14 protein-coding genes and 1 other RNA gene are annotated in these 15,897 nt (G+C 66.4%); 12 read left to right on the forward strand and 3 right to left on the reverse strand.

The window, feature by feature from the left end:
• Positions 1 to 30: 30 nt before the first annotated feature.
• Entirely contained in the window at positions 31 to 1,401 is a 1,371-nt protein-coding gene (locus AC066S_RS22310; RefSeq protein WP_478270626.1) for an aminotransferase-like domain-containing protein, read from the reverse strand.
• 81 nt (positions 1,402 to 1,482) lie between these two features.
• Between AC066S_RS22310 and AC066S_RS22315 the strand changes: the two genes are divergently transcribed.
• Together AC066S_RS22315 and AC066S_RS22320 are read left to right on the forward strand one after the other, a co-directional pair.
• Complete coding sequence (locus tag AC066S_RS22315; RefSeq protein ID WP_245481208.1) at positions 1,483 to 1,911, forward strand: DUF983 domain-containing protein; 429 nt, start codon at positions 1,483 to 1,485, stop codon at positions 1,909 to 1,911.
• 67 nt (positions 1,912 to 1,978) lie between these two features.
• A complete protein-coding gene (locus tag AC066S_RS22320; RefSeq protein ID WP_478270627.1) occupies positions 1,979 to 2,692 on the forward strand; it encodes an alpha/beta fold hydrolase in 714 nt (237 codons plus the stop codon).
• A gap of 185 nt (positions 2,693 to 2,877) precedes the next feature.
• Here the strand turns inward: AC066S_RS22320 and rnpB are convergent.
• Positions 2,878 to 3,294, reverse strand: an RNA gene (gene rnpB / locus AC066S_RS22325) — RNase P RNA component class A.
• A 149-nt stretch (positions 3,295 to 3,443) separates the two neighbouring features.
• Between rnpB and AC066S_RS22330 the strand changes: the two genes are divergently transcribed.
• Complete coding sequence (locus tag AC066S_RS22330) at positions 3,444 to 3,797, forward strand: YciI family protein (protein WP_126255260.1); 354 nt, start codon at positions 3,444 to 3,446, stop codon at positions 3,795 to 3,797.
• A 139-nt stretch (positions 3,798 to 3,936) separates the two neighbouring features.
• Positions 3,937 to 5,169 carry an RNA polymerase sigma factor gene (locus AC066S_RS22335; protein ID WP_478270628.1) on the forward strand — a complete coding sequence of 411 codons (1,233 nt, stop codon included), beginning with the start codon at positions 3,937 to 3,939 and terminating at the stop codon, positions 5,167 to 5,169.
• A gap of 155 nt (positions 5,170 to 5,324) precedes the next feature.
• Here AC066S_RS22335 and AC066S_RS22340 read toward each other — a convergent pair whose 3' ends face one another.
• The gene (locus AC066S_RS22340) at positions 5,325 to 6,107 is read right to left on the reverse strand and encodes an N-acetylmuramoyl-L-alanine amidase (protein ID WP_126255262.1); all 783 of its coding nucleotides are present in this window, start codon (positions 6,105 to 6,107) and stop codon (positions 5,325 to 5,327) included.
• A 524-nt stretch (positions 6,108 to 6,631) separates the two neighbouring features.
• Between AC066S_RS22340 and rsmH the strand changes: the two genes are divergently transcribed.
• From rsmH to AC066S_RS22380, 8 genes are all read left to right on the forward strand, one after another.
• Positions 6,632 to 7,621 (forward strand): 16S rRNA (cytosine(1402)-N(4))-methyltransferase RsmH, encoded by a 990-nt coding sequence (gene rsmH, locus AC066S_RS22345; RefSeq protein ID WP_164718327.1) that lies wholly within the window; start codon positions 6,632 to 6,634, stop codon positions 7,619 to 7,621.
• 3 nt (positions 7,622 to 7,624) lie between these two features.
• Positions 7,625 to 8,017 carry a cell division protein FtsL gene (ftsL, locus tag AC066S_RS22350; RefSeq protein ID WP_126255264.1) on the forward strand — a complete coding sequence of 131 codons (393 nt, stop codon included), beginning with the start codon at positions 7,625 to 7,627 and terminating at the stop codon, positions 8,015 to 8,017.
• Entirely contained in the window at positions 8,014 to 9,756 is a 1,743-nt protein-coding gene (locus AC066S_RS22355) for a peptidoglycan D,D-transpeptidase FtsI family protein (RefSeq protein WP_126255265.1), read from the forward strand. The genes ftsL and AC066S_RS22355 overlap by 4 nt, the downstream gene beginning before the upstream one ends.
• A gap of 83 nt (positions 9,757 to 9,839) precedes the next feature.
• Positions 9,840 to 11,312, forward strand: a complete 1,473-nt coding sequence (locus AC066S_RS22360) for a UDP-N-acetylmuramoyl-L-alanyl-D-glutamate--2,6-diaminopimelate ligase (RefSeq protein ID WP_478270629.1) — start codon at positions 9,840 to 9,842, stop codon at positions 11,310 to 11,312.
• The gene (locus tag AC066S_RS22365) at positions 11,309 to 12,688 is read left to right on the forward strand and encodes a UDP-N-acetylmuramoyl-tripeptide--D-alanyl-D-alanine ligase (protein WP_126255267.1); all 1,380 of its coding nucleotides are present in this window, start codon (positions 11,309 to 11,311) and stop codon (positions 12,686 to 12,688) included. Before AC066S_RS22360 ends, AC066S_RS22365 begins: the two co-directional genes overlap by 4 nt.
• Before the next feature lie 166 nt (positions 12,689 to 12,854).
• Complete coding sequence (gene mraY, locus AC066S_RS22370) at positions 12,855 to 13,958, forward strand: phospho-N-acetylmuramoyl-pentapeptide-transferase (protein WP_135162886.1); 1,104 nt, start codon at positions 12,855 to 12,857, stop codon at positions 13,956 to 13,958.
• Positions 13,959 to 14,058: 100 nt separating this feature from the next.
• Entirely contained in the window at positions 14,059 to 15,459 is a 1,401-nt protein-coding gene (gene murD / locus AC066S_RS22375) for a UDP-N-acetylmuramoyl-L-alanine--D-glutamate ligase (protein ID WP_478270630.1), read from the forward strand.
• A gap of 2 nt (positions 15,460 to 15,461) precedes the next feature.
• Complete coding sequence (locus tag AC066S_RS22380; protein ID WP_478270631.1) at positions 15,462 to 15,866, forward strand: hypothetical protein; 405 nt, start codon at positions 15,462 to 15,464, stop codon at positions 15,864 to 15,866.
• Positions 15,867 to 15,897: the final 31 nt, after the last annotated feature.

Here is a 15,897-nt window from a genome sequence, read left to right on the forward strand (position 1 = left end):
GCTCCGGCGATCGCCGTCATCGTCGATGATCTAGACGATCTGCCTGGTGTCGGCGGGCTTCTGCAGCGCGCCGACCAGGATGCGCAGCGCTGCCGTCAATTCAGATCTGTTCCGGGCCGCCCCCAGCGAGACCCGGGCCGCGTGCGGCGGTGTCCCGCCGACTGTGAAGGCATCGGCGGCGACGATCGCAAGTCCGTTCCGCAGGAGATCTGCGGCCACATCGGGCCGGCGCTCGGGCAGTCGCAGCCACAGATGATGCGCTGCCGGCCTCGCCAGGAATTGGAAGCCCCTCAGCGTGCGTTGCGCGAGCTGCTGACGGCCGACTGCTTCGTTGCGAATGGCGGTGATGATGCGATCGGCAACGCCGGTCTCGATCCAATGCGTCACCAGTGCGACCATCAGTGGCGCCGGCATCTGCACCGTCGCCTGCAGAGACGTACGCATCTGTCGCTGCGCGCCGCCGTCGGGCGTCACCAGATAGGCAACGCGTAACGCCGGTGCGATGCATTTCGACAGCGTGGTCGCAAGATAAGTCCGCTCTGGAATGAGATTGGCGATCGGCGATGCCGAGCGGTCGAGCAGGCCGTAGGCGTCGTCCTCGATCAGGATCGTGTCGGCGTCGCGGATGATCTCTGCGATGGCACCGCGCCGCTCGGGAGAAAGCGTCGCGGTGGTCGGATTGTGCAGCGTCGGAATGAGATAGACGGCCCTAGGATTGTGCGCGCGGCAGGCCCTTGCCAGCGCATCGGGCAGGATGCCGCCATCATCCATGTCGATTCCGACGAGCCTGATGCCGAGCTGCGCGGCTGCGGCCTTGATGCCGGGGAATGTCAGCGCTTCCGTCAGCACGATGTCGCCGGGCCTCGCAAGGTGCGCGAGCAGGTTGAACAGGATCGTCTGCGCGCCGGGAAAGACCACGAGCCTGTCGGCATGCGCGTGCGGCACCCGCGCGCGCATCCAGCGCGCCGCGACCTCGCGCTCATGCGCGCTGCCGCCGGGCGGCTGATAGTTGAGATACGCGGTCAGGCCCGATTGCGCGCGGATGGATTCCAGGCCGGCGATGATGCGTTCGTCGAGCTGCGCCTCCAGCGGATGTGGCGGCACGTTCATCGACAGATCGATCGCGACGGGATGCGGCAGGTCGACCGCGCGGCGCGCGCTGGTCTCCGACACGAACGAACCCTGTCCGACCCGCGCCTCCATGATGCCGCGGCGCCGCGCCTCGGTGTAGGCGCGCGTCACCGTGGTGAGGTCGAGCGCGAGCGCCTTGGCCAGCGCTCGCTGCGTCGGCAGCTGCTGGCCGCGCACCAGCCGGCCGGCGGCGATGTCCGCCTCCATGGCATCGACGATGCGCTGGTAGCGCGGGCCTGACAGCTCCGAGATTGTCGGGATCCAATCCATGCAATTTAGGGCCATATCCTTTGAATGTATGGATACAGCATAATATTGTATGGATCATCGAAAAGGAAGGATGTGGCGGTCATGGCGACGGTCTCTCTGGCGAAGGCGATGTGGCGCGGCTTCAGCGGCAAATGCCCGAATTGCGGGGAAGGGCACATGTTCGGCCGCTTCCTGAAAGTGGCTGGCACTTGCGATCATTGCGGCGAGGAGCTGTTCCACCAGCGTGCCGACGACTTTCCCGCCTACCTCGTGATGGTCGTGGTCGGCCATCTCGTGGTGCCGGCGATCCTCGCGGTCGAGACCGCCTATGCGCCGCCGGTCTGGTTGCAACTGGCGCTGTGGCTTCCGGTGACGCTGTTCGCCTCGCTCGCATTGTTGCAGCCGACCAAGGGTGCCATCGTCGGGCTGCAATGGCAGCTCGGCATGCACGGATTCGAGGCGGGCAAGCTGCGGCGGGAGGCGGGCGAGCTCGCGCCAGTGCTGGTGAAGGCCGACACCCGCGCCGCCTGAGGCGGCGTTTACATCACGCGGCCGGTCGCTACACTCCATCGTCGAAACAACAACGATGGAAACGCCGATGGCCGCACGCGCGAAGACCTTCCTGCTCTGTCATGGCGCATGGTCCGGCGGATGGGCCTGGAAGAAGATGCATCCGCTGATGGCTGAGGCGGGTCACCGCCTGGTCACTCCGACTTATACGGGCCTCGGCGAACGCGCGCATCTCGCCAGCCCGGCGATCGATCTCGACACGCACATTCAGGACATCCTCAACGTCATCAAATACGAGGATCTCGGCGACATCGTGCTGCTCGGCCACAGCTATGGCGGCATGGTCGCGACCGGTGTCGCCGACCGCGCCCGCGAGCGCGTGAGGCAACTGATCTATCTCGATGCTTTCGTGCCACGCGACGGCCAGTCGCTGTTCGACCTCAACGAGGCTGGGCGGGAGCCGATGCGAAGGGCGGCAGCTTCTGGCGACGGCTATCGCATTCCGCCGAACCCGCCGCCGCCGGATACGCCGCAGGCCGATCTCGACTGGCTGAACGCGCGCCGGGTGCCGATGCCCATCAAGTGCTTCGAGTCGAAGCTGAGGCTCGAACATGGCGAGCCGACGATCCCGCGCAGCTACATCTATTGCACCCGCATCCCGCCGGGCGATGTGTTCGGGCAATTCGCGACGCGCACGAAGAACGAGAAGGGATGGCATTATTTCGAGCTCGACGCCAGTCATGCCCCGAATGTCACCGCGCCGGAGGCGCTGATGGCGGTGTTGGACGAGATCGTCGCCTAGTTCTCGCTTGTCATTCCGGGGCGCGACGAAGTCGCGAGCCCGGAATCCATTCTTCCACCAACTCTGCCGGCCGATGGATTCCGGGCTCTCGCTTCGCAAGCCCCGGAATGACGACCGTTGAGAGCGACGTGCTCGGCCAAAATGGTGAGGGGCCCGGCGCATTCACGCCGAACCCCTCGTTGCAAGATATCAGCCGGCCTGTAAGCCGGGTTCTGTAGGGCACCGCCCGCTTGCGCGGACGATACGTGACGGCCATTCCTCTGGGACCGTGTTTGCACACGGCCTCGAGCAACCTACCCGGACGGCGGGCCTGACATCGCCCCGCGGCGTTATCGCTTTCGCGAACAGCCCGCTACGCCGTCCCTATTCGGTTTTGCTCCCGGTGGGGTTTGCCATGCCGGCTCCGTTGCCGCAGCCGCGGTGCGCTCTTACCGCACCTTTTCACCCTTACTTCCTCCGAGGAGGAAGCGGTTCGTTCTCTGTGGCACTTTCCCTGGGGTCACCCCCGCCGGACGTTATCCGGCACCGCATGTCAAGGGAGCCCGGACTTTCCTCCCCGGCGACCTTTCGGCACCTGCCGGAGCGGCCGTCCGGCCGACTGACCGGTAACGCATGGGGCATTTGTGACGGTCCCGTCAAGCCGATATCGCCGAGCGCACGGCCTGCAAATAATTTATCCTGAAGATGTCGTCTGGAGCGTGCCCCGTTCGACTGGATGTCGGCGACACAGCCGAACAACAGGAGTGAAGCGATGCAATATCTGCTGATGATCTACCAGAACGAGGCCGAGTACGCGAAGATTGACACGGGAACCAGCCAGAAGATGTCGGCGGAGTATGAGGCCTTTACGCAATCCATCATCCGGAGCGGCAATTTCAAGGCCGGCGATCGGCTCCGCCCGACCACGACCGCGACCACGGTGCGCGTGCGCGACGGCAAGACGCTGACGACCGACGGTCCGTTCGCGGAAACGCGCGAGCAGCTCGGCGGCTACTATCTGATCGAGGCCAAGGATCTCAACGCTGCGATCGAGATCGCCGCGCGAATTCCGAGCGCGCGCGTCGGTTCGATCGAGGTGCGGCCGATCTGGGTCTACGACAAGTGACGGCGAAGCCGTCATTCCCGGGCTCGCGTAGCGAGCATCCGAAATCTCGTGCCGCGATTTCGAGATTCTCAGGTGCGCAATTGCGCACCAGAGTTCGCGACTGCCTCCCGCCCCGGGATGACGTGCAAAGCATCATTCGATGACCCCTTACGAGATCGAAAGAATCTTCCGCGACGAGGCGGGGCGGGCGCTGGCCACGCTGATCCGTCTCGTCGGCGATTTCGATCTCGCCGAGGACGCGCTTCAGGATGCGTTTGCCGTCGCTCTGGAACGCTGGGCGGCGTGCGAGGTCCCCGACAATCCGCGCGCCTGGCTGGTCAATGTCGCCAAGCACAAGGTGATCGATCGCATCCGCCGCCAGGCGGTGTTCCGCGGCAAGCAGCGGGCGCTGGTGCATGAGCTGGAGCTGAACGCGCAAGCCGCCGACGAGCCGCCGCTGTTGCTCGACGACGACATGCTGCGGCTGATCTTCACCTGCTGCCATCCCGCATTCGCGACGGAGGTTCAGGTCGCACTGACACTGCGTACCGTCTGCGGGCTCTCCACCGCCCAGGTCGCGCGCGCCTTCCTCATCAGTGAGGAGGCGATGGCGCAGCGCCTCGTCCGCGCCAAGCAGAAGATCAGGCTCGCCGGCATCCCCTATGAGGTGCCCGAACGCGACGCGCTGGCGCTGCGGCTCGATGGCGTGCTTGCCGTGATCTATCTCGTCTTCACCGAGGGCTATGTGGCGACCGAGGGCGCGGATCTGATGCGGCCTGATCTTGCGGCCGAGGCGATCCGGCTCGGCCGCCTGCTCGATCGGCTGATGCCGGATCGCGCCGGCATCAAGGGCCTGCTCGCCCTGATGCTGCTGCACGATGCGCGCCGCGCCGGGCGCGAGACGGCGGCTGGCGACATCGTGCTGCTCGAAGATCAGGACCGCACGCTGTGGGATCATGCGCAGATCGAGGAAGGCCTGCGTCTGGTCGACGACGCGCTGCGGGTCCCCGGCCGGCCGCAGCCTTATGCCGTGCAGGCCGCGATCGCCGCGCTGCATGCGCGTGCGCCCAGCTTTGCGCAGACCGACTGGCCGCAGATCGCCGGGCTGTACGAGGTATTGCTGCGCATCGGCCCTTCTCCGGTGATCGAGCTCAACCACGCGGCCGCGCTGTCGATGGTCGATGGGCCGGCCCGCGCGCTCGATCTCGTCGATGCGATCAGTGCCCGAGGCGGGCTGCGCGGCTATGAGCTGTTGCCCGCGGTGCGCGCCGATCTGTTGCGGCGGCTTGGCCGCAACGAGGAAGCGCGCGAGGCCTACCGCGCGGCGACGGAGGCGACGCAGCTCGAGCCGTTGCGGCGGCTGTATGCGCGAAGGATGAGGGAGATGGGTTAGGGCTCTCGTGCCCGGGACGCAGCGCAGCGCCCTCTTGGCGGTGCGCTGCAGAGCCGGGGCCCATCTCGCCGCAGCGGACTCTCGTCTCGCTGGCTGGGTCCCGGCTCGCGCTTCGCGCGTCCGGGACACGAGAGTGAACTGCGTGGTCTACCCCGTCACTTCGACGCGACGGTCGTCCCTTCCGTCGGCAGGCTCGCCAGCAGCGCCTGCAATGTCGACAGCGTCGAGTGGTCCGCGACGCCATCGAGCCGCGCCGGGCGGAAATGGCGCTGGAACGCCGTGACGACTTCCATGGTCGCGGCGTCGTATTTGCCGGTCAGCGGCACGCCGTAGCCGTATCTGGCGAGCGCCTGCTGCAGGCTCAGCACCTCGTCGCTGATGGTGCCGAGCATCAGGGTCTCGCCGCGCACGACAGGGGCGGGCGTGACCCAGTGACCGACGCCGGAATTGGCGAGCGAGTGCCACGGGAACTTCTCGCCGGGGTCCTTCTTGCGCGCGGGCGCGACGTCGGAATGGCCGAGCACCCGGTGGGACGGCACCTTGCGGCGGAGCATGATGCCGCGGCACAGCGCGATCACGGCGGCGATCTGGCGCAGCGGAAACTCCGGATAGCCCCAGTCGTGGCCGCGATTGACGATCTCGATGCCGATCGAGCAGGAGTTGACGTCGTCTTCGCCGGCCCAGGACGATACGCCGGCGTGCCAGGCGCGCTTGGTCTCGGGCACGCATTGCACGATGCGCCCGTCCTCCAGCACGACATAGTGCGCCGAGACCTCGGAGCCGGCGGTGCACAACCGCGCCAGCGCGCCCTCGACATCGGGCATGCCGGTGTAGTGCAGCACGATCATGTCGGGCTGCCGTCCCTTGCTGCGCTCGCCGTAGTTCGGCGAAGGGATGATGTCGGAGACGATCGAGGAGTCCGGCTCGAACGTCCGCATGTTCGCCGCGGCCTTGGGAACCGGGAGAACGCGCTGGCGCTTCGAATCAGTTCCAGGCGGTGTGGACGAACCGGATGGCGGCATGGACAACTCAGGTCGGACGCGAATGGGCCAAGCCCTTCTCTTTACTATTCCTTTACCCTCCACCGCGCGCAATCGCGCGGCGCGGTTAACGGATGTATTTTGCGCATGTGTGTGGAAGAAGCATCACCGCCGCTTCACCTTTGCGACTTGTAACGAGCCGATCAACGCTTTCTTAACGCTAAGGGCCGTTACTGAGAGATGAAGAGCCGACCCGCGTCCGGAGGCGGCCAAAGCGTATTTTGGCTCGAAATCCCATGGCTGCCCGACAAATTCCGCTGGGAACACTCGGTCTGCGGCCCGGGACGACCGGGCTCGGTAACCATGCCGGACTGGGGCTTTGTCGTGGAACCGCCGCGACGCGGAATGATTCGAGGCGTTATGGGCTTGTTCGTCCCCGATCTCGCTTGGACGTCAGGCAGCGCCTTCGGCAGGCGTGGCGCATGAGCTCGGCCCCGCACATTCCCGTTCTTGGCCGCGAGGCCATCGCCCATCTCGCTCCGCGCGATGGCGGCATTTATGTCGACGCCACGTTTGGTGCCGGCGGCTATAGCCGTGCGATCCTGGAGGTGCCGGGAACCCGGCTCATCGCCATTGATCGCGACCGCACGGCGATCGCGGGCGGTGCGGAACTGGTCGAACGCTCCGCCGGCCGGCTGACCCTGGTCGAGGACCGCTTCTCCAATCTCGCCGACGTCTGCGCCGCACAGGGCATCGACACCGTGAACGGCGTCGTGATGGATGTCGGCGTGTCCTCGATGCAGCTCGACCAGGCCGGCCGCGGCTTCTCGTTCCGCCTCGACGGTCCGCTCGACATGCGGATGGGGCAATCGGGGCCGACCGCGGCCGACGTGATCGCCCGAGCCTCCGAAGGCGATCTCGCCGACATCATCTATCAGCTCGGCGAGGAGCGGCATTCGCGCCGCATCGCCCGTGCCATCGTGGCCGATCGGCAGCAGACGCCGTTCACGACCACGCGCGCGCTCGCCGAACTCGTCGCCAGGGTGGTGCGTTCGAAGCCCGGCGACATTCATCCGGCAACGCGGACGTTTCAGGCCTTGCGCATCTTCGTCAACGAGGAGCTCGAGGAGTTGCAGACCGCGCTCGCCGCCGCCGAGCGCGTGCTCACGCCGGGTGGCCGCCTCGTCGTGGTCTCGTTCCATTCGCTGGAAGACCGCATCGTCAAGAATTTCCTCTCCGAGCGCTCGAAGACCGGCGGCGGCTCGCGGCATCTGCCGGAGGTGGCCCAAGTTCCGCCGAGCTTCCAGCTGCTGACGCGGCGGCCCATCGTCGCCGGCGACGACGAAGTCGCGCAAAATCCGCGGGCGCGTTCCGCAAAATTGCGCGCGGCCGAACGCAGCTCGGCGCCGGCGCATCAGGATGGCGAGCAATCGTCCTGGCCGAGACTCTCCGACGTGATGAGGGGCGGGTAGCGCATGCGCATCATCCACCTCCTCGTCATCGGCGCGCTGATCTTCGCGGCGGCCTATGTCTACCGGATCAAGATGGACTCCACCGCGCGCACCGAGAAGGTGCTGCGGCTGCATGCGGAGATCCGCGAGCAGCGCGACGCGATCGCGGCGCTGCGGTCCGAGTGGGCCAAGCTCGATGCGCCGCAGCGGCTGCAAGGCCTGTCCGACCGGTATCTGCAGCTCAAGCCGGTCAACGGCACGCAATACGATTCGCTGAAGAACCTGCCGGAGCGTCCGCCGCGGATGTTCAGGCCGGGCGAGCCCGATCCGATCGGAGCCATGCTCAACACGATCGAAGCCGCCAGCGATCCTGACACTGTGACGGGCTCCGTGCCTCAGCCCGAGGACAAGCAATGAGCGCTGCGACTCCGGCCAAACCTGCAGAACCCTGGCGGCAGCGTCTGATCCGCAGCCTGCTCTACGGACGCAACGTCGATCGCGCCGTAAAGGCGCGCGCACGCGTCGGTCTCGCCATGCTCGCCTTCGCCGCGGTCTACGCCCTGATCGGCGGCCGGCTCGTGATGTTCGCGATCGGCGCCGATGCCCACAGTGCGCGTCGCGCGGCCTCGCAGGAGGTGGTTGCGACCGCGCGGCCCGACATCGTCGACCGCAACGGCGCGATCCTCGCGACCGACGTCAAGACGGCGAGCCTGTTCGGCGAGCCGCGCCGCATCATCGACAAGGACGAGGCGATCGAGCTTCTCACCGCGACCGTGCCTGACCTCGACGAGGCCGAGGTGCGCGAACGCCTGAGGACGCGCAAGGGCTTCGTCTGGCTCAAGCGCGAGGTCACGGCGCAGCAGCAGCAGGCGATTCACAAGCTCGGCATCCCCGGCATCGGCTTCCTGCGCGAGAACAAGCGCGTCTATCCGACCGGCAACGAGGTCGCCCATCTCATCGGCCTCGTCAACATCGACAACCAGGGCATCGCCGGCATGGAGAAGTGGCTCGACAATCAGGGCCTCGCCGATCTCCACCGTGCCGGATTTGCCACCGACCGGCTGCAGAAGCCGATCGAGCTTTCGATCGACCTGCGGGTCGAGCACGCGCTGCGCGACGAGCTGCTGAAGGCCAAGGACAAGTTCCACGCCAAGGCGGCCTCCGGCATCGTTTCGAACGTCAAGACCGGCGAGCTCGTGGCGATGGTGTCCTTACCGGACTTCGACCCCAACAATCCGAAGGAAGCGCACGATCCCGACCGCATCAACCGCCTGACCACCGGCGTCTACGAGATGGGCTCGACCTTCAAGGCGTTCACGCTGGCGATGGCGCTCGATTCCGGGAAGGTCAATCTGAACTCGTCGTGGGACGCGCGCGGAAACCTGCACTACGGCAAGTTCACCATCCACGACAGCCACCCGCTCGGACGTTTCATCAACACCAAGGAAGTGTTCACCTTCTCGTCCAACATCGGCGCCGCGCGGATCGCGCTGAGCCAGGGCGTGGAGGCGCACAAGGCGTTCCTCGCCAAGATGGGGCAGCTGACACGGCTGCGCACCGAGCTGCCGGAAAGCGCGGCGCCGCTGGTGCCGCGGCGCTGGGGTGAGCTCAATACGGTCACCATCGCGTTCGGCCAGGGCATGTCGGTGGCGCCGCTCCAGGCGGTGATGGGCATCAACGCGCTGGTGAACGGCGGCTATTTGATTCCACCGACCTTCTTGAAGCGCAGCGAATCCGAAGCCGCGGCGATCGCCAAGCGCGTCATCAAGACGGAGACCAGCGACAAGATGCGGTTCCTGATGCGGCTCAATGCCGAGATCGGCACCGCCAAGACCGCCGACATCAAGGGCTATTACGTCGGCGGCAAGACCGGCACGTCCGAAAAGGTCATCAACGGTCGCTATGCCAAGAAGCGCGTGCTGAACTCCTTCACCGCGATCATGCCCTGCGACGATCCGAAATATCAGATCCTGATCATGCTGGACGAGCCGCAGGCGATTCCCGAGACGAAGGGTTTCATCACTTCGGGCTGGAACGCGGTGCCGACCGGCGGCAAGGTGATCGAGCGGATCGCGCCGCTTCTGGGCGTCGAGCCGCGGTTCGACCTGCCGCCTGCGGAGCGCCTTATTCTTGCAGCATCCAGGACAACCCAGTAATCAACGGGTAGGCCATCGCCGCGGCTGAGTCGGGATTTTCCCCTGGATTCGGCTTTCCGGCAGGGCATGTCGACTGGAAGACCATGAAGCTGCGCGACCTCCTGGGTCAGGATATTCTGGGCAATGATGCCGCGATCGAGCCCGCTGCCGCCGCGCTCGACGTGACCGGCCTTGCGCTCGACAGTCGCGCGGTCAAGCCGGGTGATGTCTTCTTCGCGCTGGCGGGCAGCAAGACCGACGGCGCGCGCTTCATCGATGCTGCGATTGCCGCAGGCGCCGTGGCCGTGGTCGGTGATCATGAGCCGGTTGCGAGCAGAGTGCCGTTCGTCCCCGTGGCCAATCCGCGCCGCGCGCTGGCGCTGGCCGCTGCAAACTTCTTCCCCGCCCAGCCGGCGACCATCGCGGCCGTGACCGGCACCAGCGGCAAGACCTCGGTCGCAGCCTTCACGCGCCAGATCTGGGAGCGGCTCGGGCATGCTTCCGCCAGCATCGGCACCATCGGCCTCGTCTCGCCCAAGCGCACCATCTATGGCTCGCTGACGACGCCGGATCCGATCGCGCTGCACCGGCAGATCGACGAGATCGCGCGTGAGGGCGTCACGCATCTTGCCTTCGAGGCATCGTCGCATGGGCTCGATCAGTATCGCCTTGATGGCGTGCGCGTCTCCGCGGCCGGCTTCACCAATCTGTCGCGCGACCACATGGATTACCATCCGACCGTCGCGCATTATCTCGCCGCGAAGCTCCGCCTGTTCCGCGAGCTCGTGTCCCCGGGCGGCGCGGCGGTGATCTCGGCCGATCATGATTGCTCGGCGGAAGCGATCGATGCTGCGAAGGCGCGCAGCCTGCGCGTGATGGCGGTCGGCCGCAACGGCGACGGGGCTGGCGAGGGTATCCGTCTCAGCGAGGCCGTGGTTGAGGGCTTCTCGCAACGGCTGACGCTCGAACATCGCGGCAAGCGCCATGCCATCCGGCTGCCGCTGGTCGGCGAATTCCAGATCGAGAACGCCCTGGTATCGGCCGGTCTTGCGATCGGCACGGGCAGCGATGCGGCCGACGTGTTCGCAAGCCTGGAGCATCTCGAAGGCGCCAAAGGACGATTGGAGCGCGTCGGCGAGCGCAACGGCGCGCCGATCTTCGTCGACTATGCGCACAAGCCCGATGCGCTGGCGAAGGCGCTGCAGGCGCTGCGGCCCTATGCCAAGCGCCGGCTGGTAGTCGTGTTCGGCGCCGGCGGCGACCGCGATGCCGGTAAGCGTCCGATCATGGGCGAGATCGCGGCCGAGAACGCCGACGGCATCATCGTCACCGACGACAATCCGCGCAGCGAGAAGCCGGAAGCAATCCGCGCCGCGATCCTTGCGACCGCCAAGGGCGCCCGCGAGATCGGCGACCGCGCCGAGGCCATCCGCGCCGCGATCGAGGAATTGCAGGAGGGCGATGCGCTGCTCATCGCCGGCAAGGGCCACGAGACCGGGCAGATCGTGGGCGGAGAGGTCTTGCCCTTCAGTGATCACGAGGCGGTCGCCGCCGCATTAGCGTCGAGGGTTGCATGAGCGCGCCGATATGGACGGTTGCCGAAGTGGCGCGCGCGCTGGGCGCGGACGGATCGTTCCCGGACACCCCGATCGATTTCGTCACGCAGGATAGCCGCCTGGCGAAACCAGGCAGCCTGTTTGTGGCGCTGAGCGGCACGCCGAGCGGCGGCTTCGTCTCGGCCTTCGCCAGTGCGCGCGACGGTTGGGAATTCGCGGACAAGGCGGAAGCCTCCGGCGCGGTCGCGATGATCGTGCCGCACGAGATCGCCGGCATCCGCATTCCGCAGATCGTCGTCAAGGACACGCTGATCGACGGCCTCTGGGCCCTCGCACGCGCCGCGCGCGCGCGTTTCCACGGGCCGGTGATCGGGCTGACCGGCAGCGCGGGCAAGACCAGCACCAAGGAGTTTCTGGCGGCCTATCCGAACGCCTATGCCAGCCCCTCGAGCTTCAACAATTTCTGGGGTGTGCCGCTGACGCTGTGCAACGCGCGGCCCAATGCCAGCCTCTGGGTCGTCGAGATGGGCATGAACCAGAAAGGCGAGATCGCGCGGCTCAGCGAATTGACGCGGCCGACGGTGGCGCTGGTCGTCAACGTCCAGCCCGTGCATCTGGAAAAGCTCGGCTCGCTCGAAGCCATCAGGCACGAGAAAGTCTCGATCGCGCTCGGCCTGCCCGAGGACGGCGTGCTGGTGCTGCCCGCCGGACTCAAGGCCTCGGAATGGAAAGGCAAGGTCGTGCGCTTCGGCGAGCATGCCGAGGTGCATGAGGTCGCACACGCGCCGCATGGCGAGAGCTGGCAGGTCGTGGCGATGATCGGCAAGAAGGAGATCGCCTTCAGCCTGACGCCGGGCGCGCCGCATCGCGTGCAGAATGCGCTGGCCGCGCTCGCCGCGATCCGCGCGGCCCATCTCGATCCGGCGACGCTCGCGATCAAGCTCGACCGCGTCGGCATCATGACCGGCCGCGGCGTCGAGCAGGCGGTTGGCGGCATCACCGTGATCGACGACAGCTTCAACGGCAATCCGGCCAGCGTTGCTGCCGCGTTGCAAAGCCTGCAGGCCCGCCATGTGACCGGCGGTCGCCGCATTGCGGTGCTCGGCGACATGCTGGAGCTCGGCGATGACGCGCCAGACTACCACACCGCCCTTGCCAAGCACCTCAACGGGATCGACGGCGTCTATTGCGTCGGCCCCCTGATGCGCCACCTCTACGATGTGCTGCCGTCAGGCAAGGGCCTCGGCTGGCACGACGATCCGGCCACGCTGAAGCCGGACGAGGTCGCAAATCTGCTGCAGGCAGGCGATGTGGTGGTTGTCAAGGGCAGCAAGAAGATGTTCTGGGTCAACAAGTTTGTGCCGGGCCTGGTGGCCGCCTTGCAGGCGAAGGCGTAAACTGCTTGGAAGGCGCCGTTCCCGAATCCCACCCTTGCGGCGCGAAGCCATCCGGTTTCCCCTGGGGGCGCGCGACCCATGATGAAGACCAGCGAATGCGCGTGAGGCACGTTGAAGCCAAGATCCAGGCCAAAACCGCGCGCATTGGCGCCATAGGACCGATTGAATGTTTTACTGGCTGATCGAGCTCTCCAACACATTTCCGGGCTTCGGTGCCGTTCGCACCTTCCTGAACGTCTTCCGCTACATCACCTTCCGCACCGGCGGCGCCGTCGTCACCGGCGCGCTGTTCGTGTTCCTGTTCGGGCCCTGGATCATCGACCATCTGCGCATCCGCCAGGGCAAAGGCCAGCCGATCCGGACCGACGGTCCGCAATCGCATCTCGCCAAGAAGGGCACGCCGACGATGGGCGGGTTGATGATCCTGTCCGGCCTCACCGTCGGCACCGTGCTGTGGGCCAATCCGCTCAATCCCTATGTCTGGATCGTGCTGGCGGTGACGCTCGGCTTCGGCTTCGTCGGCTTCTATGACGATTACCTCAAGGTGACCAAGCAGACCACGACCGGGTTCGGCAGCAAGCTTCGCCTCTTGATCGAGGCGATCATCGCGCTGGTGGCCTGCTACGCGCTGGTGCGGCTGAACCGCGATCCCGCCTCGACCGCGCTGACGATCCCGTTTCTCAAGGACACCGTGCTGCATTTCGGCTGGTTCTTCGTGGTGTTCGGCGCCTTTGTCATCGTCGGCGCCGGCAATGCGGTGAACCTCACCGACGGTCTCGACGGCCTCGCCATCGTTCCGGTGATGATCGCGACCGCGAGCTTCGCGATGATCGCCTATCTCGCCGGCAACGCCGTGTTCGCCGACTATCTCCAGATCAAATATGTCGCCGGCACCGGCGAGCTGGCGGTGCTCTGCGGCGCGCTCTTGGGCGCCGGCCTCGGCTTCCTCTGGTTCAACGCGCCGCCGGCCTCGATCTTCATGGGCGACACCGGCTCGCTCGCGCTCGGCGGCATGCTGGGTGCCATCGCGGTCGCGGTCAAGCACGAGATCGTGCTCGCGGTGATCGGCGGCCTCTTCGTGCTGGAGGCGGTCTCCGTCATCGTGCAGGTGGTGTCGTTCAAGCTGACGGGCAAGCGCATCTTCCGGATGGCGCCGATCCATCACCATTTCGAGCAGCTCGGCTGGACCGAGCCGCAGATCGTGATCCGCTTCTGGATCATCTCGGTGATGCTGGCGCTCGCCGGCCTGTCGACGCTGAAGCTGCGGTGATGGTCCAAGATCGTCATTCCGGACGACGCGGAGCGGCGATCCGGAATCTCGAGATTCCGGGTTCTCGCTTCGCGAGCCCCGGAATGACGGAGAAGAAATCATGATCCCGGTCACCTCCTTCGCCGGCAAGACCGTCGCGGTGTTCGGCCTCGGCGGCTCGGGGCTCGCCTCCTGCCACGCGCTGAAAGCGGGCGGCGCCGAGGTGATCGCCGCGGACGACAATGCCGAGAACGTCGCCAAGGCCGCGCAGGCCGGTTTCATCACCGCCGATCTGCGCAGCGTGTCCTGGGCGGATTTCGCAGCCCTCGTGCTGGCGCCCGGTGTGCCGCTGACTCATCCGGTGCCGCATTGGAGCGTGTTGAAGGCGCGCGAGGCGGGCTGCGAGGTGATCGGCGACATCGAGCTGTTCTGCCGCGAGCGGCGGCGCCATGCGCCGGATGCCCCCTTCGTCGCCATCACCGGCACCAACGGCAAATCGACCACGACGGCGCTGATCGCGCACCTCACGAAGGTCGCCGGCTACGACACCCAGATGGGCGGCAATATCGGCACCGCGATCCTGTCGCTGGAGCCCCCGCGCATGGGGCGCGTCCACGTCATCGAGATGTCGTCCTACCAGATTGACCTCACGCCCTCGCTCGATCCCTCCGTCGGCATCCTGCTCAATGTCAGCGAGGACCACATCGATCGTCACGGCACCATCGAACATTATGCCGCTGTGAAAGAGCGCCTCGTTGCCGGCGTGCAGGACGGCGGCACCGCGATCGTGGGCGTCGACGACGGCTTCTGCCGCGACATCGCCGACCGGCTCGACCGTGCCGGCAAGAACGTGGTGCGCATCTCCGTCAAGAACCCGCTGGCGTCAGGCATCCATGTCGAGCACGGCAATATCGTGCGCACCGCGGGCGGCGCCCGCAGCGAGGTCGCCGCGCTCGGCGGCATCGGTTCGCTGCGCGGCCAGCACAACGCGCAGAACGCGGCCTGCGCCGCCGCCGCCGCGCTCGCGATGGGCATGAGCTTGGAGGTGCTGCAGAACGGCCTGCGCAGCTTTCCGGGCCTTGCGCACCGCATGGAGCAGGTCGGCCGCCGCGGCAACGTGTTGTTCGTCAACGATTCCAAGGGCACCAACGCCGACGCCACCGCGCACGCGCTGTCGTCCTTTTCGGAGATCTTCTGGATCGCCGGGGGCAAGCCCAAGGCCGGTGGCATCACCAGCCTGACCGGCTTCTTCCCGCGCATCCGCAAGGCCTATCTGATCGGCGAGGCCGCGCAGGAGTTTTCGGGCACGCTGGGCACGCAGGTCGCGCACGAGATCAGCCAGACCCTCGATGTCGCGGTCGAGCACGCGGCGCGTGATGCGGAGGCCTCGGGTCTCACGGACGCCGTCGTGCTGCTGTCCCCCGCCTGCGCCTCCTTCGACCAGTACCGCAACTTCGAGATCCGCGGCACCAGGTTCCGCGAACTGGTGCAGGCGCTGCCCGGCGTGAAGCCGGTGGTGTGAGTATGTCGCGGCGACGCTGGATCGCAATCGTCGTCGCTGCTCTTGCTGTGCCGGTTGCTGCCGGTTTCTTCTTTGTCGCCCTCATTGACAACGTCATGAGTGGATTCGGCGCGTGCCGCGTCGTTCGCCAGAAAGCATATGCGTCCCCAAGCGGCAGGAAGTTGGTCGTCGTGGTGTGGAAGGAGTGCGGAGCCACAGTGGCCGACAGTACGCAGGCCAGCATCGTGGCGCGCGGCCGGACGTTCTCGCCGGAGAGCACGCCAACTTTTCTCAGCATGCGCGAGCATCAGGATGTTCTCGTTGCCTGGAGTAGCGAGCAGGCCGTCAGGATCGGATTCATTCCCGGGACAGCCCAGATCTACAAGCGCGAGACGAGAGCCGGGGACGTCTCGATCGCGTACGACTAGACTTAAGAGGACTGTCGATGCTGCAGGCACG

It is taken from the genome of Bradyrhizobium sp. CFUWI (genome assembly GCF_056429085.1).

Bases quoted from the DNA above. Each gene is read 5' to 3' on its own strand.
- AC066S_RS22310 (WP_478270626.1), bottom strand. From the start codon at position 1,401: ATGGATTGGATCCCGACAATCTCGGAGCTGTCAGGCCCGCGCTACCAG.
- AC066S_RS22315 (WP_245481208.1), top strand. From the start codon at position 1,483: ATGGCGACGGTCTCTCTGGCGAAGGCGATGTGGCGCGGCTTCAGCGGC.
- AC066S_RS22320 (WP_478270627.1), top strand. From the start codon at position 1,979: ATGGCCGCACGCGCGAAGACCTTCCTGCTCTGTCATGGCGCATGGTCC.
- AC066S_RS22330 (WP_126255260.1), top strand. From the start codon at position 3,444: ATGCAATATCTGCTGATGATCTACCAGAACGAGGCCGAGTACGCGAAG.
- AC066S_RS22335 (WP_478270628.1), top strand. From the start codon at position 3,937: ATGACCCCTTACGAGATCGAAAGAATCTTCCGCGACGAGGCGGGGCGG.
- AC066S_RS22340 (WP_126255262.1), bottom strand. From the start codon at position 6,107: ATGCGGACGTTCGAGCCGGACTCCTCGATCGTCTCCGACATCATCCCT.
- rsmH (WP_164718327.1), top strand. From the start codon at position 6,632: ATGAGCTCGGCCCCGCACATTCCCGTTCTTGGCCGCGAGGCCATCGCC.
- ftsL (WP_126255264.1), top strand. From the start codon at position 7,625: ATGCGCATCATCCACCTCCTCGTCATCGGCGCGCTGATCTTCGCGGCG.
- AC066S_RS22355 (WP_126255265.1), top strand. From the start codon at position 8,014: ATGAGCGCTGCGACTCCGGCCAAACCTGCAGAACCCTGGCGGCAGCGT.
- AC066S_RS22360 (WP_478270629.1), top strand. From the start codon at position 9,840: ATGAAGCTGCGCGACCTCCTGGGTCAGGATATTCTGGGCAATGATGCC.
- AC066S_RS22365 (WP_126255267.1), top strand. From the start codon at position 11,309: ATGAGCGCGCCGATATGGACGGTTGCCGAAGTGGCGCGCGCGCTGGGC.
- mraY (WP_135162886.1), top strand. From the start codon at position 12,855: ATGTTTTACTGGCTGATCGAGCTCTCCAACACATTTCCGGGCTTCGGT.
- murD (WP_478270630.1), top strand. From the start codon at position 14,059: ATGATCCCGGTCACCTCCTTCGCCGGCAAGACCGTCGCGGTGTTCGGC.
- AC066S_RS22380 (WP_478270631.1), top strand. From the start codon at position 15,462: ATGTCGCGGCGACGCTGGATCGCAATCGTCGTCGCTGCTCTTGCTGTG.